We start from the raw sequence: 24,914 nt of genomic DNA on the forward strand, positions 1-24,914 counted from the left end.
CCCGGCCGGGGGCGCCGTTTCCCGCCTGTTTTGGGGTTTGCCTCCAGACGGGGGCCCGCGGCCGGCGCCCGCGCGCCCCCCCCGCCGGCGGGCCCGGCGGTCGCCGCTGGACGCGCTGATCGCGCTGGCCGGCGTCGCCGTCGTGGTGGCCGCCGTCACACCGATCGTCTCCGAGTGGCTCTACAACCAGCCCGACCAGCGGCTCGTCGACCTGGAGGTCTACCGCGAGGGCGGGCTGGCGGTGCTGCGCGGCGCGGCGCTGTACGACTTCCTGACCCAGCCGCCGCAGCTGCTGCCGTTCACCTACCCGCCGTTCGCGGCGCTCCTCGCCGTCCCGTTCACGCTGCTGTCGTGGCGGGCCGCGCAGTGGGCGTGGACGTTGCTGATCTACGCCGCGCTGGCGGTGGCCGTCTGGTACGCGTTCCGCGACCTGATCCGCCGCACCGGGCGGTGGGCGCCGCTGACCATGGGGGTGCTGGTCGCCGGGGCGGCCTGGCTCGACCCGGTCCGCGACCAGATCCGGTTCGGCCAGGTCGGGGTGTTCCTGCTGGCGATGTGCCTGGCCGACTGCTGCACCCGCTCGCCGCGCTGGCCGCGCGGGCTGCTGGTCGGGCTGGCGCTGGCGATCAAGCTGGTGCCGGGCGTCTTCCTGCTCTACTTCCTGATCACCGGGCGCCGGGACGCGTTCGTGAACGCGCTGGCCACCGCGGTGGTGGCGACGCTCGGCGGGTTCGCGGTGCTGCCGCACGCCTCGGCCGCCTACTGGTTCGGCGCGCTGCTGCAGGGCGGCGACCGCACCGGCGCCGTCGACGGGACGACCAACCAGGCGATCAACGGGATCGTCGCGCGGGTCCTCGACCAGGGCCCGGCCCGGACGGCGGTGTGGCTCGTCCTCGCGCTGGCCATGGCGTACGCGGGCTTCAAGCTGGCGCGCCGGGCGACGTACGCGGCGGACGCCCTGGTCGGCGGCCGGCCGGTCGTCACCGGGCCGGCCGGGACCGACCACTTCGCCGCCGCCGACCCGGCGTCCGGTCCGGGCGCGTACGGCCTGCTGCTCGCCGGGGTCGCGATCACGGGGCTGCTGTCCGTGCTTCTGTCCCCCGTCGGGTGGATTCACCACCTTGTGTGGATCATCCCGGTCATCGGGGCTCTGGTGGGCGACGGGCGAGACACGCGAAGATGTCTGTTCGGCCTGGCGTTCTGGATCTTCTTTCTGTTCCCGCTGCCGTGGTGGGGGTCGCACCTGTCCACCACCGGACACCCTCCGATCGCCCGTTTCTGGGGCAGTCTGGAGCGTGATTCGTTCGGCCTCGCGGCGATCGTCGCCATCCTCCTGCTGGGAAACTGGCTCACGAACCGCGTCACCCGGCGGGCGAGTCGCGAGGATCCTTCGCAACGGCAGGTCGAGGTGGGTACGCTCGCCACGTGATGCTTGTCGCGGTGGCCGTCGCCGGCCTGGTCGCCGGTGTGGCCGGGCTCTCCATCGCGGTGGTGGCCCACAATCGGGTGAACCAGGTCGTCGAAGAGTGCGGGGAAATGCTGAGGCGCCAACTCCAGGTGGCCTCCGGCGAGGTGGACGAACGCGCGCTGCGCGACCTCGCCATCGTGCATTACGACGCGCTCAAGGAGATGTCGGGGCACCGGTCCTTCTCGCTCGCCGTGCTCAACGCCGTCGGGGACGGCGTCGTGCTCAGCTCGATCAACGGGCGCACCGAGACCAGGACCTACGCCAAGGCCGTCCAGGGAGGGCATCCGGTCGAGATGCTCTCCCCCGAGGAGAACCAGGTGCTGCGCGCCGCCCGCCTGGGCAAGGGGCCCATCGTGTCGATGGACGACCCGCTGCCCGACTTCGGCGACCGCGCCTCCACCGCCCGCGCCTGACCGGGCCGCCACCGCCCGCACCTCTACCGCCCGCGCCCTGACCGGCTGCGGGACCCGCTCCCGCGCCCTCTTGGCGCGCGAGCCCGCTCCCGGGCCGGTCCGGCGGCGCGGCACCGCCCGTGCCCGCCGCCCCGGCCGGGACTTTACGCGGCGGCAAGTACACTCGTCTCTCTCGGCACCGCAGAAGCAGGTGCCCCGCAGAACCGCGCCCTCGGGGGATCTTCGTGACCGCAGAAACCAGGCCCGAACGCTATGCCTACCTGGGTCCGCGGGGCACGTTCACCGAGGCCGCGCTCATGTCCCTGCCGGGCGCGGCCACCGCCGAGCAGCTCCCGCTCGCCACCGTCCCCGCCGTCCTGGACGCGCTGCGCCGCGGCGAGGCCGACTCCGCCGTGGTCGCGCTGGAGAACTCCGTCGAGGGCTCCGTCCCCACCACGCTGGACGAGCTGGCCACCGGAGAGCCCCTCCAGATCGTCGCCGAGGTCCACCTGCCGGTCTCGTTCGCGCTGCTGGTGCGGCCCGGCACCGCGCTCGCCGACATCAAGACCGTCGCGTCGCACCCGATCGCGCAGCCGCAGTGCCGCCGCTGGCTCGCCGAGAACGTCCCGGACGCCGAGTGGCGCGCCGCCACGTCCAACGCCGAGGCCGCCCAGCACGTCGCCGACGGCCACTACGACGCCGCGCTCGCCGGCTCGTTCGCCGCCGCCCGCTACGGCCTCGCCGTCCTCGCCGAGGACATCCACGACGTCGCCGACGCCGTCACCCGGTTCGTCCAGCTGCGCCGCCCCTGCGCGCCGCCGGCCGCCACCGGCATGGACCGCACCAGCGTCGTCGCGTTCATCGGCGAGGACCACCCGGGCGCGCTGCTGGAGATCCTCACCGAGTTCTCCGTGCGCGGCATCAACCTGTCGCTGATCCAGTCCCGCCCGACCGGCGCCGGCCTCGGCTCGTACCTCTTCTGGATGGACCTCGAAGGCCACGTGGACGACGCCCGCGTCGGCGAGGCGCTGATGGGGCTGCGCCGCATCTGCGCGGACGTCCGCTTCGTCGGGTCCTACCCGCGCGCCGACCAGGTCCGTCCGGAGATCCGCCGGGGCACACACGACGACGACTTCACCGAGGCCGCCGCCTGGCTCAGCACGATCCGAACCGGCCGCGCTTGACCCGACCGTCGCCTTTCTGGAAAGTCCGTAATTCCCCTATCGGGAAAGCCGTTCAATTCTCCTGATCTCTGGTCCATTTCACTGACCAGCCGATATTTCATCGTCCTTTCCTTAATGCCCTTTTGACTGCTAGGGTCGTCGCCCGTTGATCTTGTTTCCGGGGGCACGGGGACGGCATGGACGAGCAGATCAGCCGCGCACGACGACGACTCGACGAGCTGCGCACGGCTCCGGCCGCGCCACAGGAGCCCGGCGCGCCGGCCACGGAGCCGGCGACCGCGGCCTCCGAGGACGAGCGCATCCGCGTCACCGCCGCCGGCCGCCGCCTGACCGCCGTCGACCTCGACCCCCGGCTGCTGCGGCTCGACGCCGACGACCTCGCCGCGGACCTCACCACCGTGATCAACGCGGCCCTCGACCGGGCGCGTCCCGCCCCGCCCGCCGCCCAGGACGTCCCGCCGGTCGACCTGAACGCGATCCGCGCCGGGCTCGACGCCGTCCTCACCCAGGGCCAGGACGGCATGCGCCGGATGACCAGCGCGATCGGCGACGCCGTCGCCCAGGTCAACGAGCGCGCCGTGATGCGCGGCGGCTTCGAACCGCCCGACTTCGACGGCCTGTTCGCCCGGACCCGCGCCGCCCTGGCCGCCGCTGGCACCACCGGCGGGGCGGCCGAGGGCGAAGCCTGGGCGGTGGACGATCGGCTCTACGCGAAGGCGTCGTCCGCCGGCCAGGTCGTCCGGCTGGTCTGGGAGCACGGGTTGAGCGCCGCCGACATCGCCGACGGCGCCCGCGCCGCGGTCAACGACGCCCTCGCCCGCGCCGAGACCGAAGCGCGCCGGTCCGCCGCCCCGTCCGCCGAGTTCACCGAGAACGTCCGCGCCGCCCAGGACGCCGGAGTCCGGGAGCTCGCCCGGTACGTCACGTCCCTGCAGTCCCTGATGAGCGACATCCAGCCCAGGTAACGGGAGGCCGCATGGCTCCGGAACTGAAGGTCGACCACGAGCAGATGCTGAAGAGCGGCCGCGACATCGGCGGCGCGGCCAACGGCCTCCGCTCCCACTGGCAGCAATTCCAGGGCGAACTGTCCTCCTATGGGGAGCCCTGGGGAAGCGACGACATCGGCTCGATCATCGGCGGCTGCTACCAGGCGGTCCTGGAGGTCTTCCAGGACTGCCTGGACGACAACATCGAGGGAGTCGCGGAGCACGGCGAGGGCGTGCAGGCGATGGCCGCCGGCTACCGCGAGTCCGAGGACGCCTCCGCCATCGAGGTCAACCGCGTCAACGACTTCCTCTGATGGGCCTGCAACTCCCCGGCGAGCTGCGCTCGCTGCTGTCGATGCTGGGCTACTCCTGGCCCGAGGCGGACGAGACCAAGCTCATGGAGATGGGCGGCGCCTGGCTGCGGTTCGCCGGCACCCTCGGCGGCCCCGTCGCCGACGCCCACGGCCACGCCCAGCAGGTCTGGACGACCCACGAGGCCGACGGCGTCCAGGCGTTCAGGGACTCCTGGACGCAGGCCGACGCCCCGCACGCCAACCTCGAGGACGCCCGCACCGCCGCCCAGATCATCGGCGCGGGCCTGATGGTCTGCGGCGGCATCGTCCTCGGCCTGAAGATCAACACGATCGTCCAGCTCGCCCTGCTGGCCGCCGAGATCGCCCAGGCCATCGCCACCGCCCCCGAGACCTTCGGCGCCTCCCTCGCCGAGATCCCTGTCTTCAAGGAGATCACCGGCGCCCTCATCGACCAGCTCATCAACCTCGCCATAGACGCGATCCTCAATGGGTGACCCGTTCTCCGGCCGCCTGACCCCGGCGCGCGCGGCCACCGGGCGATCCGCGGCCGGCCTCATGTTGGCCGTCCTCTTCCTGGTGCTGCACCTCCTCCTCAAGTCCGGCAAGGGCAAGGCCGCCTCCGGGATCTTCGAGGCCGCGATGCGATGGATGCGCAAGGCCATCAAGAACCACGGGGGGCGGCACCACGTCTTCAAGGGCGAGATCCGGAAGACGAAGAACGGGCTGACGCCCACCGGGTACCACCACCGGTTCATGGGCCACGACGACCTCGACCGGCGCGTCACCGTGCTGGACCGCGACCCCCACACGGGCGTCTATCGTGGTGACGTCCAGATGAAGGGCCCCAACGGGCAGTGGATGACCAAGCCGCACGGGAGCACGTTCTTCCCCGACAACTGGTCCCCGCAGCGGGTGAACTCGGCCATCGAGAAGGCGTTCGCGAGCAAGACGGTGAGCTCCGACGGGAAGCGATGGTCGGGGACCGTGGACGGCATCGTCATCCAGGGGTCGTTCAAACGGAACGGCATGAAGAACGCCTGGGACTCGGCTTGGCCGGTCATGCCCTACAGCTAAGGCGACTCAACCGATGATCTCTTTCGTCAACAGCGTGCACAACACCCCGGACTACCGTTTCACCGACGAGTCCGAGACCGCGCTCGGGGCGTTCCTGGTCGGGGACGTCCAGACCGGCGGCGACTGGCTGCTCGACATGCTGGCCAGGGTCGACGACGTGCGGGCCGGCCGCAGCCGCGAGGAGGACTGGTCGGGCAACTCGTGGGCCGCGCAGGTCAGGCCGGACGGCCTGCACCTCTTCGACATCATGTCCGACGACTGGGAAGGCCACTACGCGGCGGCCGACGCGATCGAAGTGATGCTGCGGTACTGGGCGTTCCTCGCCGACCATTCGAGCAGCGGCTGGAAGCAGCGCGAACTCACCAAATGGGAGGAGAGGCACGCCCGTCCCCACCCCCTCCGCTCCGCCCTCTGACCGCCCGGCCCAGGGTCAGCGGGTCATGGAGGTCTCGCGTTCCACGTGGGACAGCTTCTCGGGGTTGCGCACGTGGTAGAGGCCGGCGACGCGGCCGTTCTCCACCTGTACCGCCACCACGCCGTCGATCTCCCCGTCGACCCGGACGAGCAGCCCGGGGGCGCCGTTGACCTCGACCGGTTCGAGCACCCTTTCCGCGTCGCGCCTCCACCACCCGGCGGCCAGCAGGCGGGCGACGTCGCCGACCCCCACGATGGGCCGGGGGAGGGCGTGCCTGACGCCGCCGCCGTCGTTCAGGGCGACGACGTCCGGCGCGAGGATGTCGAGCAGGCTCTGGAGCTCGCCGGTCTCGACGGCCCGCTGGAACGCCTGAAGGGCGGCTCGCGTCTCGGCCGGGGTGGCGGTGCCACGGGGTCGGCGCGCGGCGACGTGCGACCGCGCCCGGTAGGCGAGCTGGCGGACCGCGGCCGGGCTCTTGCCGACGGCTTCGGCGATCTCGTCGTAGTCCAGATCGAAGACCTCGCGCAGCACGAACACGGCCCGTTCGGTCGGCTGGAGCGTCTCCAGCACCAGCAGCATCGCCATGGAGACGCTGTCGGCGAGTTCGGCGTCCTCGGCGACGTCCGGCGCGGTCAGCAGCGGCTCGGGCAGCCAAGGCCCGACGTAGGACTCCTTGCGCCGCCTGAGCGCGCGCAGCCGGTCCAGGGCCTGGCGGGTGACGATCCGCACCAGGTAGGCACGCTCCTCCCGCACGGTGGCCCGATCGACGCCCACCCAGCGCAGCCAGGTCTCCTGCAGGACGTCCTCGGCGTCGGTCGCTGAACCGAGCATCTCGTAGGCGACCGTGAACAGCAGGCTGCGGTGTGCGACGAACGCCTCGGTGGCGGACTCCATCGGGTCGGCGCCGGCGAGCGGCTCGGCGGTGTCCACAGTGCGTTCGCTCATGCCCGGCTCCTGCCCGTCGGTTCCCAGCCCTGTTCCATGCACTAGACGACGGTCAGCGCCGTCGCGTAACACGCCCTTGGCGATGACCTAGGTCACATGACCGGTGCTGTTACGGGGGCCGGGGAGCCGTCGTCTCGTGTTCGTCAGGACGCCGCGCCTGACGGGCTCGCGGCGCCCCTTCCAGGAAAGGCAGAAACCATGAGCAGCAGCAAGTTCGCCGTGGCAGGAGCGACCGGACGACTGGGACGCCACGTCGTCGACGTCCTCACCGAACGGGGTCACCAGGTCGTGCCGATGGCACGGGCCACCGGTGTGGACGTCATCACCGGCAAGGGCCTGGCCGAGGCGCTCGCCGGGGCCGGCGCCATCATCGACGTCGCGTCGTGGCACGCCTCCGAGGAGGAGGCGGCGACCGAGTTCTTCCGCACGTCGGCGCGCAACCTGCACGAGGCCGGCCACGCGGCAGGGGTCGCGCACATCACCGTGGCGTCCATCATCGGCATCGACAAGACCACCGCGGGCTTCGGCGCCGCCAAGAAGGTGCACGAGGAGCTGCACCTGTCCGGGCTCCTCCCCGCCCGCATCCTGCGTGCCGCGCAGTTCCACGAGTTCGTCGGACAGCTCATGGACTGGCAGCAAGGCGACGTCGCCTACATCCCGAACTGGCCCAGCCGGCTCGTCGCGGCCCGCACCGTGGCCGAGGCGCTGGCCGACCTGGCCACCGACCCCGATGGGCCCGCTCCCGGAACGCCGATCCCCGAGGTCGCCGGGCCCCGCGAGGAGATCGTCTCCGAGGCGGCCGCACTTCTCGGCGCCCGCCGGGGCGTGAAGGTCGTCGGCGTCGTCGATCCCGGCCTGCCCGACGCCGAGTACGCCGCCGCCGGCGGCCTGCTGCCGGGCCCGCACGCCCGGCTCGTCGGCCCCACCTTCGAGGAGTGGCTCGAAGCCCGGTCCCGACCCGGCACGCCTCCAGCCGGGCTGCGGATTCGTGACCGGTCGGCGGCGGAAGGTTCGGATACCGAAATGTGATCATCGGGCTTTCCGGACGCGCCAACCGGTTGTGGATCTTGGGCGTCTCCTGATCGTTTCCTGAACGTCAGCGGAGAGGCCCTTCCTTGCGCCGTACGCCGTCCTTCCTGGCCGCCACCGCCCTCGCGGCGTCGGCGCTCCTCGTCCCGGCCGCCGCCCGCGCGGACGCCATCGGAGTGAAGGTGACCACAGGCTTCGACGTCCTGGATCCGGCCCGCGTGGCCACCTTCGAGGTCGCCGCGACCTCGGCGACCGGAGTCACCGGTGTCCGCGCGAACGTGCACTACTGGTCCCCCGGCGCGGAACCGTACGCCGCGCTCGAGTTCACGCGGGCCGAGGGGACGGACAACGCCGGCGTCTGGCGGGCCGAACTGCGGCCCGACGTCCAGAGCCGTCCGGGCCCCAATTACGTCGAGGTGCTCGTCACCACGGCGGACGGAGCCACGGTCAGGAAGATGACCTCGTTCGACGACTGCTACCGGACGACCATCGACGACTTCACGAGCTCGCCCGCCGTCATCGACATCGATCACTCGGATGTGGCGCTGAGCGGCCGGGTCATGGTCCAGAAGAGCCGCGACACCGCGCCGGAGCCGGTTGCGGGCGTCCGGGTCGTCGGGCCGGCGACGAACCCGGAGGCGACGACGGACCAGGACGGCCGGTACGTCCAGCGGTTCACCGGCACGCCCCGGCCGGGGAGCTACGTCCAGCGGCAAGGCCAGTTGTGCGCCGTGAGCGCATCCGCGAACCCGACGGTGAACCTGCAGGCCATGGAGATCACCGCGCAGGTGACGCCGTCCGCGCCGATGACCGCCCAGGGGGACGTGGTGGTGAAGGGAAAGGTCGTGCGGCACGGAGCCGCCGGCACGGTCCCCGTCGCCGGTGTCCCGGTGTGGGTGGAGGTGCCGAGCGACCTGCTGTACTTCGACCCGCCCGGTGCCGTGTCGACCGGGCCGGACGGGACGTTCCAGATCACCTTCAAAGCGGGATGGACCGTCGGGAAGTCCGGCAAGCTCACGGTGCACACCTCCGACAGCAGCGGCTTCCTCACCGAGGGCAAGGCGGAGCTGGGTCCGTTCACCATCGGCAACGCCACGCGGATCACGGACTTCACCGCGGGGCGGCATCCGCTGCCTTACGGCGACCCGATCGAGGCGTCCGGACGGCTGACGCTGCTCCCGAACTCCAACGGGATCACGAACCTGCCGGTGGATCTCGAGTTCTCCCGGGACGGCAAGAAGTGGAGCCTGTTCCAGCGAGAACTGCAGTACCCGGGGACCTTCTTCTTCTCGCCGAACAAGCTTCCGAAGGAGGACGGATACTGGCGGGCCAGGTACGCGGGCAGCACGCTCACCGGCCCGGCCGTCAGCGACGCCGTCTACGTCGACATCAAGTACCGGACGCAGATCTACAACTTCAACGCCTCCCCTGAGCCGGTGAAGAAGGGCAAGACCATCACGGTCAAGGGCCTGCTGTACCGCTTCATGGACAAGGCGGGTCCCGGTCCGAACGCCCCGGTGTCGATCTACTTCAAGCCGTCGGGCTCGACGAAGTGGTCTCAGGTCGCGGTCGTGAAGACGGCGTCCAACGGCTGGTTCAGCAAGAACTTCAAGGCGTCCAAGGACGGCACGTGGATGGCCTCCTACAACGGCAGCGCGAACTACATCGCCTCCAACAAGCCCAGCGACTACGTGGACGTCCGATGAGTCGCCGCGGAAAGGCCGCCAAGGCGTGTCTCGCGGCCGCCGCCCTGACGGCGGCGGGTGTCGTCGCTCCGGCGGCCGCCCACGCGGAGATCCATGACGCCCAGCTGACGTCGGCCTTCGACCGGCTGTCGCACGACCGGGTGGCGACCTTCACGCTCAAGGCGAAGTCGTCGGACGGGATCGTCGCCGTCGAGGGCGCAGTGCGGAATCCGGCCGACGCCGCGCCCTATGCGGCGCTGTCGTTCACGCTCGTCGACGGCACGGACAAGGACGGTACCTGGCAGGCCACGCTCCAGACGGACGTGGAGCACCATCCGGGCGCGAACGTCGTCCAAGCGACCGTCCGGTCCGCCGATGGCTCCACGTTGCGCCCGGCCGCCGCGTTCGTCGACTGCTATCTGACGTCCGTCACCGACGTCGAGTACGCGCCGAAGACCATCGACATCGAGCACCCGGACGTGACCTACCAAGGGCGCGTCATGGTGCAGAAGTACCGCGACGAACCGCTCGAACCCGCTGAGGGGGCGACGGTGAAGGCGGGGAACGGCAGTGCCCGCGCCGGAGCGGACGGGGGGTTCGCCTTCACCGCCACGGATCCGTCGATGTCGGTGGCGGTCGCACGGCAAGGGGCCTTGTGCGGTACCACGGAGTCGACCCCGCTGACGGTCGTGAAGCAGGCGACCGAGACGACGGCGCAACTGGTGTCGGTGCGTCCTACGCGCGATGGGGCCGATATCACGGTCCACGGCAGGGTCATGCGGCGCGGCTCCGCCGGACTCGTGCCCGTCAGCGGCCTTTCGCTCACGGTCGACTACCAGCAGGACGCTTCGGGTGCGGCCGCCGCGCCGGCGGTGAGCGGTGATCGGTGGCCGACGACGGGGGCCGACGGGACGTTCGACGCCTCGTTCTCGGTCACCCGCTCGGGCCGGTTGGTGATCGAGACGCCTGGGACGTTCTTCCTGACCGGCGGGTCCGTCGATCTCGGGACGGTGGACCTGTCCAGGACCGCGCGGATTTCGGGCCTCACCTATGCGACGCGGCCGCTCGCGTACCGCGGCTCGTTGGAGGTGACCGGAACGCTCGTCGGCGACTTGGGTCCGATCGCCGACGCTCCAGTGTTCCTGGAGTTCTCCACCGACCGCAAGACGTGGACGCGTGCGACGTACAGCAAGGGGACGACGGCGGCGGGCGGTTTCGACCTCTTCACCTCCGACGAGCGCACGGAGCGTGACGGCTATTGGCGGGTCCGGTATCCGGGGGACGCGCTGTACAAGCCGCTCGTCACCACTCCGGCCTTCATCGATGTCCGCTACGCGACGTCCATTGCCGGGTTCAACGCTTCTCCTGAGCCGGTGAAGAAGGGGAAGAGCATCACGGTCAAGGGGCAGTTGTTCCGGTACATGGACAAGAAGCTGCCGGGACCGAACGCCCCGGTGTCGATCTACTTCCAGGCCAAGGGCTCGTCGAAGTGGACGCAGATGGCCGTGGTGAAGACGGCCTCCAACGGCTGGTTCAGCAAGACGTTCAAGGCGTCCCAGGACGGCACCTGGATGGCCTCCTACAACGGCAGCGCGAACTACCTCGCCTCCGACAAGCCCACCGACTACGTGGACGTGCAATGAGAATTCGGATGCGCCGGTTGCTGGCGCTTTTCACGGGACTGGTGACGGTCGCGGCGCTCGCCGTCGCTCCGTCCGCCGAGGCGGCGGACTACCCGAACATCCGGTCCGTCAAGATCCTGACGCCGGGGGCGACCACGCAGATCGAGGTCGCGGCGGCCTCCGGTAGCGACATCACGAAGGTGCGGGCCGTCCTGCGGACGCTGGGCGGCGGGCCCGAGACCGTTCCGGTGGACGACTTCGAGCTGGTCGGCGGCACGGCCACGGACGGGGTCTGGCGGACGAGCCGGCCGGTGACGGTGGCGCAGGGCCGCTGGACGGTGGACGTCGAGCTGACGAACGCCGCCATGACGCGGAACCTGCCCGGGCGGGCCGTGATCGACAACGGGCTGGAAACCGCGCTCGCCGACGTGGAGGTCACGCCCGCGACGGTGGACGTGGACCACCCGAACGTGTCCTTCAGCGCCCGGCTGCTCGCCCGGAACGCCGACGGTACGCAGACGCCGGTCGAAGGCGCCCGGCTCTCCGTGGACCAGCCGAACGGCCAGAGCGTCACCGCGGTCACCGGCGCCGATGGGCGCGCACAGGGGACCGCCGTCTTCGCCCATTCGGGTGATGTCGTCGTGTCGTACTACGGCGACTTCCTGCACCGGCCGGTGCGGAGCGCGGCCGTGCGGGTCTCCCGGCAGCAGTTGAAGACCCGCATCAGCCTGGTGGTCAAGGGCCGGCTCATCGTGGGCGACACGGTGACGATCACCCGGGAAGCTCGAGCGGCAGGACCGCGCGGGGGCGTGGGCGCCGCTGGCGGGCAAGCAGGTCGACCTGCAGTTCGACAAGGCGGTCGGCGGCGACTGGCACACGATCGCCTCGCCGAAGACGGACGCGAACGGTGTCTACAGCGTCCCCGTCCTGGTCACCGATGACGGCGCCTGGGACGCCTCCTTCGCCAATGACGTGAACCTGCCGGACGACTACCAGAGCTACGACATGTCGTCCGCCGGCACGAACGTCATGCCGGTCTACTACCGGACGTCCATCAGCGGGTTCGACGCCGGTCCGGAGCCGGTCGGCAGGGGCGACACGGTGACGGCGACGGGCCGGGTCCTCCGCAAGATGGCCGACGGCCGGTGGGACGGGGCCCAGGGCGGCGTGGTGCATCTGCAGTTCTCCACCGACAAGAAGAAGTGGAGCGACGTCGCGGCGCGGTCCATGGACGGCATCGACGGCCGTTTCGCCGTTCCGGCCCGCGCGTCGCGCGACGGGTACTGGCGGGCCGTCGTGCGCGACGAGGGCTACTCCTCGCTGGCGTCCACCGGCCCCGCCGACTATGTGGACGTCCGGTACCGGACGAAGATCCTCGACTTCACCGCGAGCCCGGAGCCGGTCGTCAAGGGCCGCACTGTCACGATCGTGGGGTCCCTCTACCGGGAGACCACCAAGTGGACGACGTTCGGCAAGCAGAAGGTGTCGTTCTACTTCCTGCCCAAGGGGTCTTCCAAGTGGACCTATCTGGGCGCCACCACGACGGACGGCCTGGGCCGCTTCCGGAAGGGGTTCAAGGCGTCCAAGGACGGTACGTGGCGCGCCTACTACGGCGGTTCGTCCGCCTACGTGAAGACCTACAGGGACGACTACGTGGACGTGCGGTAAGGGCGCTGACAAGTCCGCCGGTTACGGGGGCGTAGGTTGGCGTACGCTGCCTCCGTGGTCGACTTTGATCTTTACGAGCGCGAGCTGTGGGCCGGGCGGGCTCCGGCGTACGAGCGGGGATTCGCCCGGATGACGCGGTACATGGTCGGGCCGCTGCTCGACGCGGCGGGCGTCGCGGCGGGGACCCGGGTGCTCGAGGTCGGCACGGGCCCGGGCTTCGTCGCGGCGGAGGCGGTGCGGCGCGGCGCGGAGGTGTCGGCGCTGGACGCCGAGCCGGGCATGGCGGAGACGGCGCGGCGGAACGTGCCGGGGCTTGACGTCCAGGTGGCGGTGCTGCCGGAGGTGCCGTTCCCGGACGGGACGTTCGACGCGGCCGTCGGCAACTTCGTCATCAACCACGTCGGCGCGCCGGACGCGGCGCTCGCCGAGCTGCGGCGGGTGCTGCGGCCGGAGGGGCGGCTGGCGCTGAGCTGCTGGGTGATGCCGGGCGTCGGCGCGCTCGCGGTCGTCCGGGAGGCGATGGACGCGGCCGGGGTGCCGTGGCCGGACGACATCCCGCCGTCGCCGTTCGTCGAGTACGGCGAGGCGATGGCGTTCCAGCGGCTGGTGACGGAGGCGGGCTTCGCGGACGTGGCGGTCGAGGAGGTGACCTGGGAGCACGTCGTCGACCCCGAGGAGTGGTGGGAGACGGGCGCGCTGTCCAGGGTCGGCAGCAACGGCGTCGCGATCAGCCGGCAGGACGCGGCGACGGTCGCGCGGATCAAGGCGGAGTACGACCGGATCGTCGCGGGCTACGCGCTGCCGGACGGCGCCGACGGCGGGTCCGTGGCGCTGCCCGCGCACGCGCTGCTGGCGAGCGCGCGCCGCTGACCGGACCGCCGCGGGCGGGCGTCGGGCCGCGGTCGGAGGGCGACCGGATCGGACCGCGATACTCGCGCGCGCCGGAGGGCCCGGGGCCGGTAGCCTCGGGTCTGTGATTGACCTGCGAGCTCTTCGAGAGGATCCCGAGCGGCTGCGCGCCTCGCAGCGCGCCCGCGGTGAGGATGACGCCGTCGTCGACCGGCTGCTGGACCTGGACGGGAGGCGGCGCTCCGCGCTGACCTCGTTCGAGCAGCTGCGCGCCGAGCAGAAGAGTTTCGGCAAGTCGGTGTCCCGGGCGCAGGGCGACGAGCGGCAGGCGCTGCTGGCCCGCGCGAAGGAGCTGGCGCAGCAGGTCAAGGACCGCGAGGCGGAGGCCGACCGGCTCGGCGAGGAGCTGGACGCCGCGCTGAAGGGCGTCCCGAACCTGATCGAGGAGGGCGCCCCGCCCGGCGGCGAGCAGGACTTCGTGGTCCTGGAGCACGTCGGCGAGCCGGCCGCGTTCGACTTCGCGCCGAAGGACCACCTGGAGCTGGGCGAGAGCCTCGGCGCGATCGACATGGAGCGCGGCGCGAAGGTGTCGGGCGCCCGGTTCTACTACCTGACCGGGGTCGGCGCGCGGCTGCAGTACGCGCTGCTGAACCTGGCGATGGAGCAGGCGGTCGCGAGCGGGTTCGTGCCGATGTACCCGCCGGTGCTGGTGAAGCCGGAGGCGATGGAGGGCACCGGCTTCCTCGGCGCGCACGCGGCGGAGGTGTACCAGCTCCCGCAGGACGAGCTGTACCTGGTCGGGACGTCGGAGGTGCCGCTCGCCGCGTACCACATGAACGAGATCATCGACGAGCTGCCGCGGCGGTACGTGGCGTGGTCGTCGTGCTTCCGCCGCGAGGCCGGCTCGTACGGCAAGGACACGCGCGGCATCATCCGGGTCCACCAGTTCGACAAGGTGGAGATGTTCTCCTACTGCGACCCGGCGGACGCGCACGCCGAGCACCTGCGGCTCCTGGAGTGGGAGAAGGAGATGCTCGCGAAGGTCGAGATCCCGTACCGGGTGATCGACGTGGCGGCGGGCGACCTCGGCGCGAGCGCGGCGCGCAAGTACGACTGCGAGGCGTGGGTGCCGACGCAGAACACCTACCGCGAGGTGACGTCGACGTCGAACTGCACCGACTTCCAGGCGCGGCGCCTGTCGGTGCGGCACAAGGACGCCGACGGGAAGAACCAGCCCGTCGCGACGCTGAACGGGACGCTGGCGACGACGCGCTGGATGGTAGCGATCCTGGAGAACCACCAGCAGGCGGACGGTTCGGTGCGCGTCCCGGAGGCGCTGCAGAAGTTCCTGGGCCTGGAGGTCCTGGAGCCCGTCAAGCGCTGAACGACCGGAGTGAGAGGGCCCGTCCGCTGCCGGACGGGCCCTTCCCGTTACCGCAGGAGCCGCTTCCGGAGTGCGGCCCGCGTGGCGGCGTCGATGCCGAGGCCCTTGGCGACGAACGCGTCGAACGTCCCGTAGTCCCGCGCGATCTGGTCGAACGCGGTGTCCAGGTAGGCGGCGCGGACGGTCAGGAACGGCTCGACGAGGGCCGGGTCGATGCCGATCTTCTTCAGCTCGGCGAGCTCGGCGGCGTTCTGGTCGGCGAGCTCCTGGTTGGAGCGCAGGTAGTCGGCGTACACCTGGGCCTTGGGGACGCCGAGGACGGTGAGCAGGATCGCGGTCATGACGCCGGTGCGGTCCTTGCCCTCGGTGCAGTGGTAGAGGACGGGGCCCTCGCCGGACGCGATGCGGGTCAGCGCGGCGGCGAACTGCTTGCGGGAGTCGGCGTCATGGACGAACCCGCGGTACGACAGCGCCATGAACTCGCCGGGCTTGTCCTGCGCGAGGATCGCCTTGAGCAGGTCGGGGACCATCGTCAGCAGCGTCGGCGAGAACGCGTTGATGTTCGCGGCGACGGGCGCTACCCCGGCGGGCAGCCGGTCGGCGCCCGACATGCCGACTTCGAACTGCGAGCGGAAGTCGACGGAGGCCGTCAGCCCGAGCCGCTGGAGCTGCGCGACGCCGGTCGCGGTGACCTTGCTGAGCGACGCGGACCGGTAGACGAGGCCGTAGCGGACGTGCCGGCCGTCCCATGCCGTGTAGCCGCCGATGTCGCGGACGTTGACGGCGCCGTCCACCGCGATGTCGCGGACGGTGGAGGCGGTCCGAGCGGCGACCGGGGGCGCGGCGGACGCGGAGGCCGGGGCGGCGGACGCGGGGGCCGGGAGGGTGAAGGGGGCCAGCGCGACGGCGCCCGCGAGCGCGGCCGACACCAGGCGGGGGGTTCGGGGGGTCATCTGCTGCCTTCCGCACGCGGGGGGAGGGAACGTGAAGAAGATTCGGGTGGACCCACACCCTAGGCGCGCGGCGGACGGGGCGGAAGGGGGGCGACCGGGCGGAAGGGGGCGACCGGGCGGATATCCCGTCGGACCCGTCGCCTATGGTGTGTCCGAGCCGACCTGGAAGGTGACATGACCGAACCTGCGCCGCGCGTGATCGCCACCGACCTCGACGGCACGATCGTGCGCTCCGACGGGACCATCTCCGCCCGCACCGTCGCCGCCCTCGAGCGCGTCGAGCGCGCGGGCGCGATGCTCGTCATGGTCACCGGCCGGCCCCCGCGCTGGATGACGGAGATCGCCGCCGCCGTCCGGCACCGCGGCCTCGCCATCTGCGCGAACGGAGCCCTCGTCTACGACCTGCACTCCGAGACCGTGGTGCACGCCCGGCAGATCCCGCCGGACGTGCTCGCCGAGGCCATCGGGCGGCTGCGCGGCGTCTCGCCCGGCTTCCGGTTCGCCGTCGAGTACCCGACCGGTTTCGTGTTCGAGACCAGCTACGACCTGTCGCGCTGGGACGCCGAGGCGCTCGGCGGCCGGCCCGTCGACGGCGCCGAGCTGGTCGCCAGCCCCGGCACCAAGCTGCTCGCCTTCCACCCCGACGCCGACCCCGACGAGCTGGCCGCGCGGGCCGAGAAGGCCGTCGGCGACCTCGTCACGGTCACCCACTCGTCCGGGCGGGGGCTGCTGGAGATCAGCGCGCACGGCGTCACCAAGGCCAGCGCCCTCGCCGCCCTGTGCGCCGAGCACGGCATCGGCCCCGCCGACGTCACCGCGTTCGGCGACATGCCCAACGACCTGCCGATGCTCGCCTGGGCGGGCACGTCGTACGCGGTCGCGAACGCGCACCCGCTCGTCCTCGCCGCGGTCACGCACAGGACGTCCCGCAACGACGACGACGGCGTGGCGCAGATCCTGGAGCGCCTGTTCCCGTGACGACGGCCGCACCCGTCGCACCGGGCGCGGCCGTCGTTCCGACGTCCTACAGGTAGGGGCCGGACGAGCGAGGACCCCGCTCCTCCTGCTGCTGCTCCACGCCCTGCGGCATCATGCCCGCGGGCAGTGCCCGGCGCATCTGCTCCAGCTGCGCGCGCGCCGCCATCTGCTGCGCGAACAGCGTCGTCTGGATCCCGTGGAACAGCCCCTCCAGCCAGCCGACCAGCTGCGCCTGCGCGATCCGCAGCTCGCCCTCGCTCGGCACGGACTCGTCGGCGAACGGCAGCGACAGCCGCTCCAGCTCCTCGACCAGCTCCGGGGCCAGGCCGTCCTCGAGCTCCTTGATGGACGACTTGTGGATCTCCCGCAGCCGGGCCCGGCTCGCCTCGTCCAGCGGGGCGGCCTTGACCTCGTCCAGCAGCTGGCGGATCATCCCGCCGATCCGCATGACCTTCGCGGGCTGCTCGACCATCTCGGTGATCGACTTGCCCTCGTGCTCGCCGCCCTCGCCCGCGCCCTCCATGGCGATGCCGTTCGGCCCGACCACGAGCACGTGCGGTTCCTGTTCCGACTGGTTCTTCGAAGGCTCGCTCATATCTCCCTCATCCTCACACGGTCAGCAGGATCTTGCCGACGTGGCCGCTCTCCTCCATCAGCCGGTGCGCCGCGGCGGCCTCGGCGATCGGCACGCGCCGGTCGACCACCGGGCGGACCTCCCCCGACTCCAGCAGCGGCCACACGTGCTCGCGGACGGCCGCCACGATCTCCGCCTTCTCCTCCAACGGACGGGACCGCAGCGCCGTTGCGTGGACGAGCGCCCTTTTCCGCAGCAGCGCGTTGATGTCCAGCTCCGCCCGCGTGCCGCCCTGCAGCCCGATGATCATCAGCCGTCCGCCGGTCGCGAGGGCCTCGACGTTGCGCGCCAGGTACTTCGCGCCGATCACGTCCAGGATCACGTCGTACGGGCCGCTCTCGACGAAGTCGTCCTCGCGGTAGTTGACGACGACGTCGGCGCCCAGCTCGCGGCAGCGGTCCGCCTTCTCCGCGCTGCCCACGGTGCAGGCCACCTTCGCGCCGCGCGCCTTCGCCAGCTGGATCGCGAACGTCCCGATGCCGCTGCCGCCGCCGTGCACCAGGAACGTCTCCCCGGCGCTCAACCCGGCGAGCATGAACACGTTCGACCACACCGTGCACGCCACTTCCGGCAGCCCGGCCGCGTCCACGAGGTCCACACCGGACGGTACCGGGAGCACCTGCGACGCGGGCACCGCGACCAGCTCGGCGTAGCCGCCGCCGGACAGCAGCGCGCACACCTCGTCGCCCGGCGCGAGGCCCGTCACGCCGTCGCTCAGCGCGGCGACCCGTCCCGACACCTCCAGCCCCGGATACGGCGAGGCGCCCTCGGGCGGGTTGTAGAAGCCCATCCGCTGCATGACGTCCGCGCGGTTCACCGCGCTCGCCGCCACCTCCACCAGCACCTCGCCGGGCCCCGGCTCCGGATCGGGCACCCGCGTCCATTCCAGGACGTCGGCGTCCCCCGGCTCGCGAATCACGATCGCATGCATAACGGTCACGCTACCGGGCGACGGGTCGGCGCAGTTCCGCGCGTCCGGACCCCGCCTCCGGCGCCCCTCCGCGCGGGCGTCCCGGGCAAAGTGGATCTACCGGCGTGATGCGTGGTATTGACGCGCGGGTATCCTGCCTGGGGGCCGTTTTGCCCTCCTGCTCCGTAATGATCATCTGAGGTGTGCCCGAGGGGAGAAATCGGTGGCGAGGAACGAGCACGACGGGCGTTCCCTTGAGGAGCGGCTGGCCTCACTCGACGCGATGAGCGGCGAGTCGACGGGGCCGTCCGACGCCGCCCCGCCTGCCGCCACCGAGGGCGAGCAACCGGCGGCGCAGGCGCCTCCCGTGCCCCCTGAGCAGCAGAAACCGCAGCCCGAGCAGCCGGCGCCCGCGGCGCCGCCGGAGGGTGCCGCCGGCGAGCCGGGGCAGCAGCCCGCGCAGGACCCGAACGCCAACCCGTGGCTGGCCGCGCCGCCGCTCCAGCCGCCGGAGAACTTCGGCCCGGAGACCTACGGCCCCGAGAACTACGGCCCCGACAACTTCGGCCCCGAGGGGTTCGGCCCGCCGCCGCCCACCGCGCCGCCCGCGCAGAACCTGCCGCCCTACGACGGCGGCCCCATGCCGCAGCCCTTCGAGGGCGGCATGCTGCCCCCGCCGTACGGCGGCTACCAGCCGTTCGAGCCCCGGCAGCCCTGGGAGACCGGGCCGCCGCAGCCGTACGACGCGGGCAACGGCCAGAGCGCGCCGCCGCTCGACCAGCTGCCGCCCTACATGCCCGACCAGCCGTTCCCGCCCCCGCCGGACCCGAACGCGGGCGGCGCCCAGCCCTTCCCGCAGGACCCGAACGCGCAGCCGTTCCCGCAAGACCCGAATGCCGGGCAGCCGTTCCCGCAAGACCCCAACGCGCAGCCCTTTCCGCAAGACCCGAATGCCGGGCAGCCGTTCCTCCAGGAACCGAACGCGCAGCCGTTCCCGCAGGACCCCAATGCACAGCCGTTCCCGCAGGACCCCAGCGCTCAGCCGTTCGCGCAGGATCCGAGCGCGCAGCCGTTCCCGGCGGACCCGAACGCCGGCGGGCAGCCGTTCGCGCAGGACCCGAACGCGAACGCGCAGCCGTACGCGGTCGACCCGAACACCGGCCACCCTTACCCGCAGAACCCGGGCGGCCAGCCGTACCCGGTCGACCCGAACACCGGGCAGCCCTATCCGGTCGACCCCAACACGGGCCAGCCGTACATGGTCGACCCGAACACCGGCCAGGCCTACCCGATCGACCCGAGCACCGGACGGCCGTACGCGCAGATGCCGCCGGGCGGCGACCCGGCCCAGCCGCACCAGGGCTACGGCTACCCGCAGCCGGGCCGGCCGGGGCAGCCGCCGTACCCGGGGCAGCCGCAGCCCGGGCAGCCCGGCGCGTACCAGCAGGTCCCGCCGGGCCACCAGTACCCGGGGCAGCCGCAGCAGGCCGACCCGACGAGCGCCGACAGCCTCAGCTCCGAGAACCTCCTCGGCGAGCGCCGCATCGCGCCGTCCTCCGGCTGGCGGCGCGCCGTCTACAAGGCCACCGGCGGCAGCGTCCACCCCGGCGAGTCGCAGAGCGAGATGCGCCGCAAGGACCTCATCGCCCGCGCCCGCACCCCCGTGACGGGCGGCCACCACCGCGTCGCGGTGATGTCGCTGAAGGGCGGCGTCGGCAAGACCACCACCACGACCGGTCTCGGCTCGATGCTCGGCTCGATGCGCGGCGACACCGTCATCGCGGTGGACGCCAACCCCGACCGCGGCACGCTGTCGGACAAGGTCCGGCTGGAGACCGCCGCGACCGTCCGCGACCTGCTCAACAGCCGCGACAAGATCCAGCGGTACGCCGACGTCCGCGCGTTCACCTCGCAGAACGCCGCGCGCCTGGAGGTGCTCGCGTCCGACCGCGACCCCGCGGTCAGCGAGGCGTTCAGCGCGGAGGACTACGAGGCCGTCGCCGCCGTCCTGGAGCAGTACTACTCCATCTGCATCACCGACTGCGGGACGGGCCTGCTGCACTCCGCGATGTCCGGGGTGCTGCGCCTCGCCGACCAGCTCGTCCTGGTCAGCTCCCCGTCGGTGGACGGTGCCCGGTCCGCGAGCGCGACCCTCGACTGGCTGGAGGCGCACGACCACGGCCACCTCGTCCGCAACGGCGTCGTGGTGCTGTCGATGGTCCGCAACCGCACCCGCAGCCAGGTCGACCTGGACAAGCTGCAGGCCCACTTCGAGAGCCGCTGCCGCGCCGTCGTCCGCATCCCCTACGACGACCACCTGGAGGAGGGCGCCGAAGTGGACCTGGAGCAGCTCGCCCCGGCGACGCGCGAGGCGTACCTCACCCTCGCCGCGATCGTCGGCGACGGCTTCGCCTTCCCGCGCCCCGAACCCTCCGCCTGACCCGGCGGTCCCCGCCCGCTCCGCCTGACCCGCCCGCGTGCCGCCGCCGCTAGAGTCGCCTCCCGTGGAGAGCGACGACCAGGGCGTCTACGTGGGCAAGGCCGCGGCGGACGCGGCGGGGGACCGCGGCTGGCTGCTGGGCCACTTCAAGCCGCCGGGCGACCTGCGGCACAGCGAGGACGTCGAGATCAAATGGGGCGTCCACCCCAAGGGCGAGCGGCGCGCGCGCTGGACGGACGGCGAGAAGCGCACGGCGCTGCTCGTCCTGATCAGCGGCCGGTTCCGGCTGGAGTTCCCCGGACGCGACGTCGTGCTCGCGGAGCCCGGCGACTACGTGGTGTGGGGACGCGGCGTCGACCACTCCTGGGAGGCCGAGGAGGAGTCCGTCGTCATGACCGTCCGGTGGCCGTCGATCCCGGGATATGCGGTCGAGGCGGCCGGGTGAGCCCGCTATCGTTGGCCGTGGCCACCCGGGCGTGGCCGAGGAGAGTTCGCATAGTGGACTAGTGCAGGCGCCTTGAAAGCGCCCAGGGCTGGGGACAGTCCTCGTGGGTTCGAATCCCACACTCTCCGCTCGGAATCGGGCGACGCGGGCCCGTGAAACCGCCCGAATCGGGCGGAAGGCATCCGTTACTCTCTTCGGCATGTCGCAGACACCGAATGATCCGGCAGGCACCACTCACCAGTTTCAGAACTTCGCCAACCGCGCGCCGGCGGAGAAGTCCGGCCCGAACATGCCCCTCATCGTCGGCCTCGCCGTCGTGGCGGTCGTGGTCGTGGTCGGCGTGATCGCGCTCATGATGGTCTGATCCCCGGGCGGCCGCCCGCGCGGACGCGACGGCGCGTCCATCCCCGTGCGCGGGCCCCGGTCAGCGGCCGTTGCTGCTGAAGTGCTGGTAGTCGCGGGCGCCGCTCCATTCGCCGCCCCAGCCCCAGCCGATCGACGCGAACGCCTTCACCACCCGGTCGCCGGCGTGGATCACCCCGGGATCGCGGTTCTTCCGGTTCGCGTACTTCGCACAGTTCTTGTGGGCGACGTGCCCGTCCGCGTAGACGTACGGGTTCTGGCACGTGTTGAGGTCGACCGCGAGGCCGAAGGCGTGCTGGGAGAACGAGCTGGACCCGGTGGCGTTGCGGCAGTTGAACGCGGAGGTGTTGCCGGCCTCGATGGAGGCGAAGTCGCTTCCCTTGTACTTGTCGACCGGCTCCATGCGCTCGATCGGGTAGCGCATGTTGTAGAGCTTGCGGAACACCGTGACGAGGTCGTCGGCCGCCTTGGCGTTGACGACGAGCTGCCCGTTGTCATGCGGCTTGTGGTCCATGCCCCAGTACGTCATCTGGATCATCCGGAGCCCGGACGGCGCGACCGGGCAGCCCCGGTGCCAGGAGTACTTCAGGTCCGCGGCGGTGACCTTCTTGATCTGCGCCTCGAACTTCTGGTTCGTCGGTTTCGCGGACGGCGCCGCCGAGCCGGTCCCGGTCCCGGTCGCGGTCGGCGGCGTGGCGGGAGTCGCCGTCCCGGACTTGCCCCCGTTGTCGGATCCGTTGCCGCATCCGGTCGCGGCGGCCGACACGGCGATGAACACGGCGGCGAACGCCGCACTGCGAAGTGGCCCTCTAGCTGGCATCTTTGCAGGATCGCACGTCGCGTGGCCTTCGCGTTGGACCTCGGATTCGCTACGGTGCGTTTGACGGCGCGTCCGCCGGAAAGGGGCCGGGGCGAACGGGCCGCGAACGTCGTCCACCTCGCCGGGCATGTCGCCCGGCATCCGCCGGCCCTCAGGGAGCCGGAATGGCGGATCCGCAGGAGAGGGACGTCCCGAGCCTCGAGGACGAGATCTTCGCCGTCGCGCAGAGCGTGCAGGAGGAGCCCGCCGCGGACGCGGAGCGGCCGCGGCTGCGGCTGCGGTCGGAGCGCGCGCTGGACTTCGCCGAGCGCACGCGGTCGCTGAGCGGCCGGGAGGTCGGCGCGATCGCCGCGGGGTTCGGCCTGTTCGTGTTCGTCGACTTCGTGATGATGTACGCGCCGCTGATGACGAGCCGCCGGCCGAGCCTGCTGCCGCAGTTCGTCACGCTGCTGGTGCTGGCGTTCGGGCTGGGCGGGCTGCTGATGTGGAAGGTCGGCGGCCGGTGGCGGTCGTTCGGCGCGGGGATGATGCTGGCGTGGGTGTTCCTCACCCTGGTGTCGGTGGGGTTCCTGACCGGGGTGACGGTCACGCTCTAGACCCGAACGCTCCGAACGCTCTGGACGCGCCTTCCGCGCCGCACGCCGGCGCGCCGATCGCGGGTCACGTGGCGCCGAGCCGCTTGAGGACGGCGCTGAAGGCGCGCCCGATGGCCTCCAGGTCCTCGGGTTCGATCACGTCGATGAGGTACTCGCGGACGACCTCGACGTGGTCGCGGGCGGCGCGTTCCAGCGTGGCGAAGCCCTCCTCGGTCAGCTGCGCGTAGACGCCGCGCTTGTCGGTGCCGCAGTTGTCCCGCTTGACCAGGCCCTTCGACTCCAGTCGGGAGCAGGTGTGGGACAGCCGGCTGCGGGACTGGCTGGCGTTCTCGGCGAGCTCCGCCATGCGCAGCCGGTGCCCGGACGCCTCGGACAGCCGGACGAGGATCTCGTACTCCGACACCGAGAGCCCGTGCTTGGTCTTCAGGTCCCGGTCCATGATCTCGGTGAGCCGGACGCTGCCGTCCACGTAGGCCCGCCAATCGCGTTGCTGGGAGGCATCGAGCCAGCGTGGTTCGCTCATGGGATCAGTATAGTGGGGGAATAGTTGAAGCATCAACTAGATTGTAGGGGGCAACGCCCGCCACGGACGGGCACCCGACGGAGGAGGACCCCATGCCAGCCGTGATGGCCGACCCGCTGACCCTGCCCCGGCTGCCGCTGCTGCCGGACGCCGACACCGACTGGCGCCGCGTCGCGAAGATCGTGACCGCGAAGCGCCACCTGGAGGGCGAGGGCTTCGAGGTCCGCCGCCCGTTCCCGGGCATCGACCTGTCCCTCGCCGACCCGTTCCTCCTCCTCGACCACATGGGCGCCGTCGAGTACGCGCCCGGTGAGGCGAAGGGCACCCCGTGGCACCCGCACCGCGGCTTCGAGACCGTCACCTACATCATCGACGGCGCGTTCCAGCACCAGGACACCACGGGCGGCGGCGGCCTCATCTCCGACGGCGCCACCCAGTGGATGACGGCCGCGTCCGGCATCCAGCACATCGAGCAGCCGCCGCCCGAGCTCGTCACCAAGGGCGGCCTGTTCCACGGCGTCCAGCTCTGGGTGAACCTGCCGCGCGCGCAGAAGTGGGTGGAGCCCCGCTACCAGGACATCGAGGCCCGCGACGTCACGCTGCTCGCGGCCGACGACGGCTCCTCGCTCGTCCGGGTGATCGCCGGTTCCGTCGCCGGGCACGACGGCCCCGGCGTCACCTACACGCCGATCAACTACCTGCACGCCACCGTCGCGCCGGGCGCCCGGCTCACCCTGCCGTGGCCGCGCGACTTCAACGCGATGGTCTACGTCCTGTCCGGACGCGGCACGGTCGGCGTCGAGGAGGTCGGCCTGGACGAGGGGCAGCTCGCGGTCTTCGCGGGTTCGCACCACCACGGCTCGCAGGACGGCCTGGTCGTCCGCGCCGCCGACAGCCAGCCCGTCGCGAGCGCGAACGGCTGGGAGATCCTGATCCTCGGCGGCCTCCCGATCCGGGAGCCGGTCGCCCGCTACGGACCGTTCGTCATGAACACCCGCGACGAGATCGTGCAGGCGTTCGAGGACTTCCAGGCGGGCCGCATGGGCACGGTCCCCGTCCCGCACCTCTCTGCGGCCGACGAGAACCTGGCCTGATTTTCACGGCGACGGCGGCCGGGCGCCGCCGTCGCCCCGACCTTCGCGGGGGGGCGGCGGGCCCGGCCCCCGCCGACCGGGCTCCGCGGGGGCGCGGGGGGGCGGCGGGCGGGGGGTGGTACGGGCGGCGCGGGGAGGGGCGG

General features: G+C 71.9%; 27 protein-coding genes and 1 tRNA gene. 22 read left to right on the forward strand and 6 right to left on the reverse strand.

What is annotated here, in order from left to right:
• The first annotated feature begins 37 nt into the window (after positions 1–37).
• From ABT299_RS47470 to ABT299_RS47505, 8 genes are all read left to right on the forward strand, one after another.
• A complete protein-coding gene (locus tag ABT299_RS47470; protein ID WP_500254838.1) occupies positions 38–1,429 on the forward strand; it encodes a glycosyltransferase 87 family protein in 1,392 nt (463 codons plus the stop codon).
• Positions 1,429–1,881, forward strand: a complete 453-nt coding sequence (locus ABT299_RS47475; protein ID WP_190851383.1) for a DUF4446 family protein — start codon at positions 1,429–1,431, stop codon at positions 1,879–1,881. The genes ABT299_RS47470 and ABT299_RS47475 overlap by 1 nt, the downstream gene beginning before the upstream one ends.
• Positions 1,882–2,105: 224 nt before the next feature.
• Entirely contained in the window at positions 2,106–3,044 is a 939-nt protein-coding gene (gene pheA / locus ABT299_RS47480; RefSeq protein WP_347256488.1) for a prephenate dehydratase, read from the forward strand.
• Between the two features lie 176 nt (positions 3,045–3,220).
• Complete coding sequence (locus tag ABT299_RS47485; protein ID WP_500254839.1) at positions 3,221–4,009, forward strand: hypothetical protein; 789 nt, start codon at positions 3,221–3,223, stop codon at positions 4,007–4,009.
• An 11-nt stretch (positions 4,010–4,020) separates the two neighbouring features.
• Positions 4,021–4,344, forward strand: a complete 324-nt coding sequence (locus tag ABT299_RS47490) for a WXG100 family type VII secretion target (RefSeq protein WP_190851190.1) — start codon at positions 4,021–4,023, stop codon at positions 4,342–4,344.
• A complete protein-coding gene (locus tag ABT299_RS47495; protein WP_500254840.1) occupies positions 4,344–4,838 on the forward strand; it encodes a WXG100-like domain-containing protein in 495 nt (164 codons plus the stop codon). The genes ABT299_RS47490 and ABT299_RS47495 overlap by 1 nt, the downstream gene beginning before the upstream one ends.
• A gap of 61 nt (positions 4,839–4,899) precedes the next feature.
• Positions 4,900–5,418 carry an EndoU domain-containing protein gene (locus ABT299_RS47500; RefSeq protein WP_500254841.1) on the forward strand — a complete coding sequence of 173 codons (519 nt, stop codon included), beginning with the start codon at positions 4,900–4,902 and terminating at the stop codon, positions 5,416–5,418.
• 13 nt (positions 5,419–5,431) lie between these two features.
• Positions 5,432–5,833 (forward strand): hypothetical protein, encoded by a 402-nt coding sequence (locus ABT299_RS47505; RefSeq protein WP_500254842.1) that lies wholly within the window; start codon positions 5,432–5,434, stop codon positions 5,831–5,833.
• Positions 5,834–5,848: 15 nt separating this feature from the next.
• Here the strand turns inward: ABT299_RS47505 and ABT299_RS47510 are convergent, their stop codons facing one another.
• Complete coding sequence (locus tag ABT299_RS47510) at positions 5,849–6,778, reverse strand: RNA polymerase sigma-70 factor (RefSeq protein WP_500254843.1); 930 nt, start codon at positions 6,776–6,778, stop codon at positions 5,849–5,851.
• 198 nt (positions 6,779–6,976) lie between these two features.
• On the opposite strand from ABT299_RS47510, the gene ABT299_RS47515 reads away from it, so the two are divergent.
• The 7 genes from ABT299_RS47515 (at position 6,977) to serS (ending at position 15,015) form a co-directional block, all read left to right on the forward strand.
• On the forward strand, positions 6,977–7,807 hold the full coding sequence (locus tag ABT299_RS47515) for an SDR family oxidoreductase (RefSeq protein ID WP_500254844.1): 831 nt from the start codon (positions 6,977–6,979) through the stop codon (positions 7,805–7,807).
• Positions 7,808–7,893: 86 nt separating this feature from the next.
• On the forward strand, positions 7,894–9,513 hold the full coding sequence (locus tag ABT299_RS47520) for a hypothetical protein (protein ID WP_500254845.1): 1,620 nt from the start codon (positions 7,894–7,896) through the stop codon (positions 9,511–9,513).
• Entirely contained in the window at positions 9,510–11,135 is a 1,626-nt protein-coding gene (locus ABT299_RS47525) for a hypothetical protein (protein ID WP_500254846.1), read from the forward strand. Before ABT299_RS47520 ends, ABT299_RS47525 begins: the two co-directional genes overlap by 4 nt.
• A gap of 8 nt (positions 11,136–11,143) precedes the next feature.
• The gene (locus tag ABT299_RS47530) at positions 11,144–12,055 is read left to right on the forward strand and encodes a hypothetical protein (RefSeq protein ID WP_500254847.1); all 912 of its coding nucleotides are present in this window, start codon (positions 11,144–11,146) and stop codon (positions 12,053–12,055) included.
• 31 nt (positions 12,056–12,086) lie between these two features.
• Positions 12,087–12,782, forward strand: a complete 696-nt coding sequence (locus ABT299_RS47535) for a hypothetical protein (RefSeq protein WP_500254848.1) — start codon at positions 12,087–12,089, stop codon at positions 12,780–12,782.
• Between the two features lie 54 nt (positions 12,783–12,836).
• Positions 12,837–13,652, forward strand: coding sequence for a methyltransferase domain-containing protein (locus ABT299_RS47540; protein ID WP_206699740.1), 816 nt, complete (start codon positions 12,837–12,839; stop codon positions 13,650–13,652).
• A 103-nt stretch (positions 13,653–13,755) separates the two neighbouring features.
• Positions 13,756–15,015, forward strand: a complete 1,260-nt coding sequence (serS, locus tag ABT299_RS47545; RefSeq protein WP_500254849.1) for a serine--tRNA ligase — start codon at positions 13,756–13,758, stop codon at positions 15,013–15,015.
• 47 nt (positions 15,016–15,062) lie between these two features.
• On the opposite strand, the gene ABT299_RS47550 is transcribed toward serS, so the two are convergent.
• Complete coding sequence (locus ABT299_RS47550) at positions 15,063–15,968, reverse strand: tyrosine-protein phosphatase (protein WP_500254850.1); 906 nt, start codon at positions 15,966–15,968, stop codon at positions 15,063–15,065.
• A 174-nt stretch (positions 15,969–16,142) separates the two neighbouring features.
• Between ABT299_RS47550 and ABT299_RS47555 the strand changes: the two genes are divergently transcribed.
• Entirely contained in the window at positions 16,143–16,946 is an 804-nt protein-coding gene (locus ABT299_RS47555; protein ID WP_190851166.1) for an HAD family hydrolase, read from the forward strand.
• Positions 16,947–16,992: 46 nt separating this feature from the next.
• On the opposite strand, the gene ABT299_RS47560 is transcribed toward ABT299_RS47555, so the two are convergent.
• Both ABT299_RS47560 and ABT299_RS47565 read right to left on the reverse strand, forming a co-directional pair.
• Complete coding sequence (locus ABT299_RS47560; protein WP_190851163.1) at positions 16,993–17,541, reverse strand: bacterial proteasome activator family protein; 549 nt, start codon at positions 17,539–17,541, stop codon at positions 16,993–16,995.
• Positions 17,542–17,554: 13 nt separating this feature from the next.
• Positions 17,555–18,511: an NAD(P)H-quinone oxidoreductase gene (locus ABT299_RS47565; RefSeq protein ID WP_500254851.1), complete on the reverse strand. Its 957-nt coding sequence runs from the start codon at positions 18,509–18,511 to the stop codon at positions 17,555–17,557.
• Positions 18,512–18,713: 202 nt separating this feature from the next.
• Here ABT299_RS47565 and ABT299_RS47570 point away from each other — a divergent pair, with 202 nt between their 5' ends.
• From ABT299_RS47570 to ABT299_RS47585, 4 genes are all read left to right on the forward strand, one after another.
• Positions 18,714–20,930 carry a MinD/ParA family ATP-binding protein gene (locus ABT299_RS47570; protein ID WP_500254852.1) on the forward strand — a complete coding sequence of 739 codons (2,217 nt, stop codon included), beginning with the start codon at positions 18,714–18,716 and terminating at the stop codon, positions 20,928–20,930.
• A gap of 64 nt (positions 20,931–20,994) precedes the next feature.
• A complete protein-coding gene (locus tag ABT299_RS47575) occupies positions 20,995–21,375 on the forward strand; it encodes a cupin domain-containing protein (RefSeq protein WP_190851159.1) in 381 nt (126 codons plus the stop codon).
• 39 nt (positions 21,376–21,414) lie between these two features.
• Positions 21,415–21,503 (forward strand) — tRNA-Ser (locus ABT299_RS47580).
• A 71-nt stretch (positions 21,504–21,574) separates the two neighbouring features.
• Positions 21,575–21,739, forward strand: a complete 165-nt coding sequence (locus ABT299_RS47585; RefSeq protein WP_190851157.1) for a hypothetical protein — start codon at positions 21,575–21,577, stop codon at positions 21,737–21,739.
• Between the two features lie 60 nt (positions 21,740–21,799).
• On the opposite strand, the gene ABT299_RS47590 is transcribed toward ABT299_RS47585, so the two are convergent.
• Positions 21,800–22,558, reverse strand: a complete 759-nt coding sequence (locus ABT299_RS47590; protein WP_500254853.1) for a M15 family metallopeptidase — start codon at positions 22,556–22,558, stop codon at positions 21,800–21,802.
• 164 nt (positions 22,559–22,722) lie between these two features.
• Here ABT299_RS47590 and ABT299_RS47595 point away from each other — a divergent pair, with 164 nt between their 5' ends.
• The gene (locus ABT299_RS47595; protein WP_190851153.1) at positions 22,723–23,154 is read left to right on the forward strand and encodes an MFS transporter; all 432 of its coding nucleotides are present in this window, start codon (positions 22,723–22,725) and stop codon (positions 23,152–23,154) included.
• 64 nt (positions 23,155–23,218) lie between these two features.
• Here ABT299_RS47595 and ABT299_RS47600 read toward each other — a convergent pair whose 3' ends face one another.
• The gene (locus tag ABT299_RS47600) at positions 23,219–23,677 is read right to left on the reverse strand and encodes a MarR family winged helix-turn-helix transcriptional regulator (protein ID WP_190851151.1); all 459 of its coding nucleotides are present in this window, start codon (positions 23,675–23,677) and stop codon (positions 23,219–23,221) included.
• 92 nt (positions 23,678–23,769) lie between these two features.
• Here ABT299_RS47600 and ABT299_RS47605 point away from each other — a divergent pair, with 92 nt between their 5' ends.
• A complete protein-coding gene (locus tag ABT299_RS47605) occupies positions 23,770–24,771 on the forward strand; it encodes a pirin family protein (protein WP_500254854.1) in 1,002 nt (333 codons plus the stop codon).
• Positions 24,772–24,914: the final 143 nt, after the last annotated feature.

Origin of the sequence: Spirillospora sp. NPDC000708, from assembly GCF_040299565.1 — a bacterium.
Lineage (GTDB): Bacteria > Actinomycetota > Actinomycetes > Streptosporangiales > Streptosporangiaceae > Spirillospora.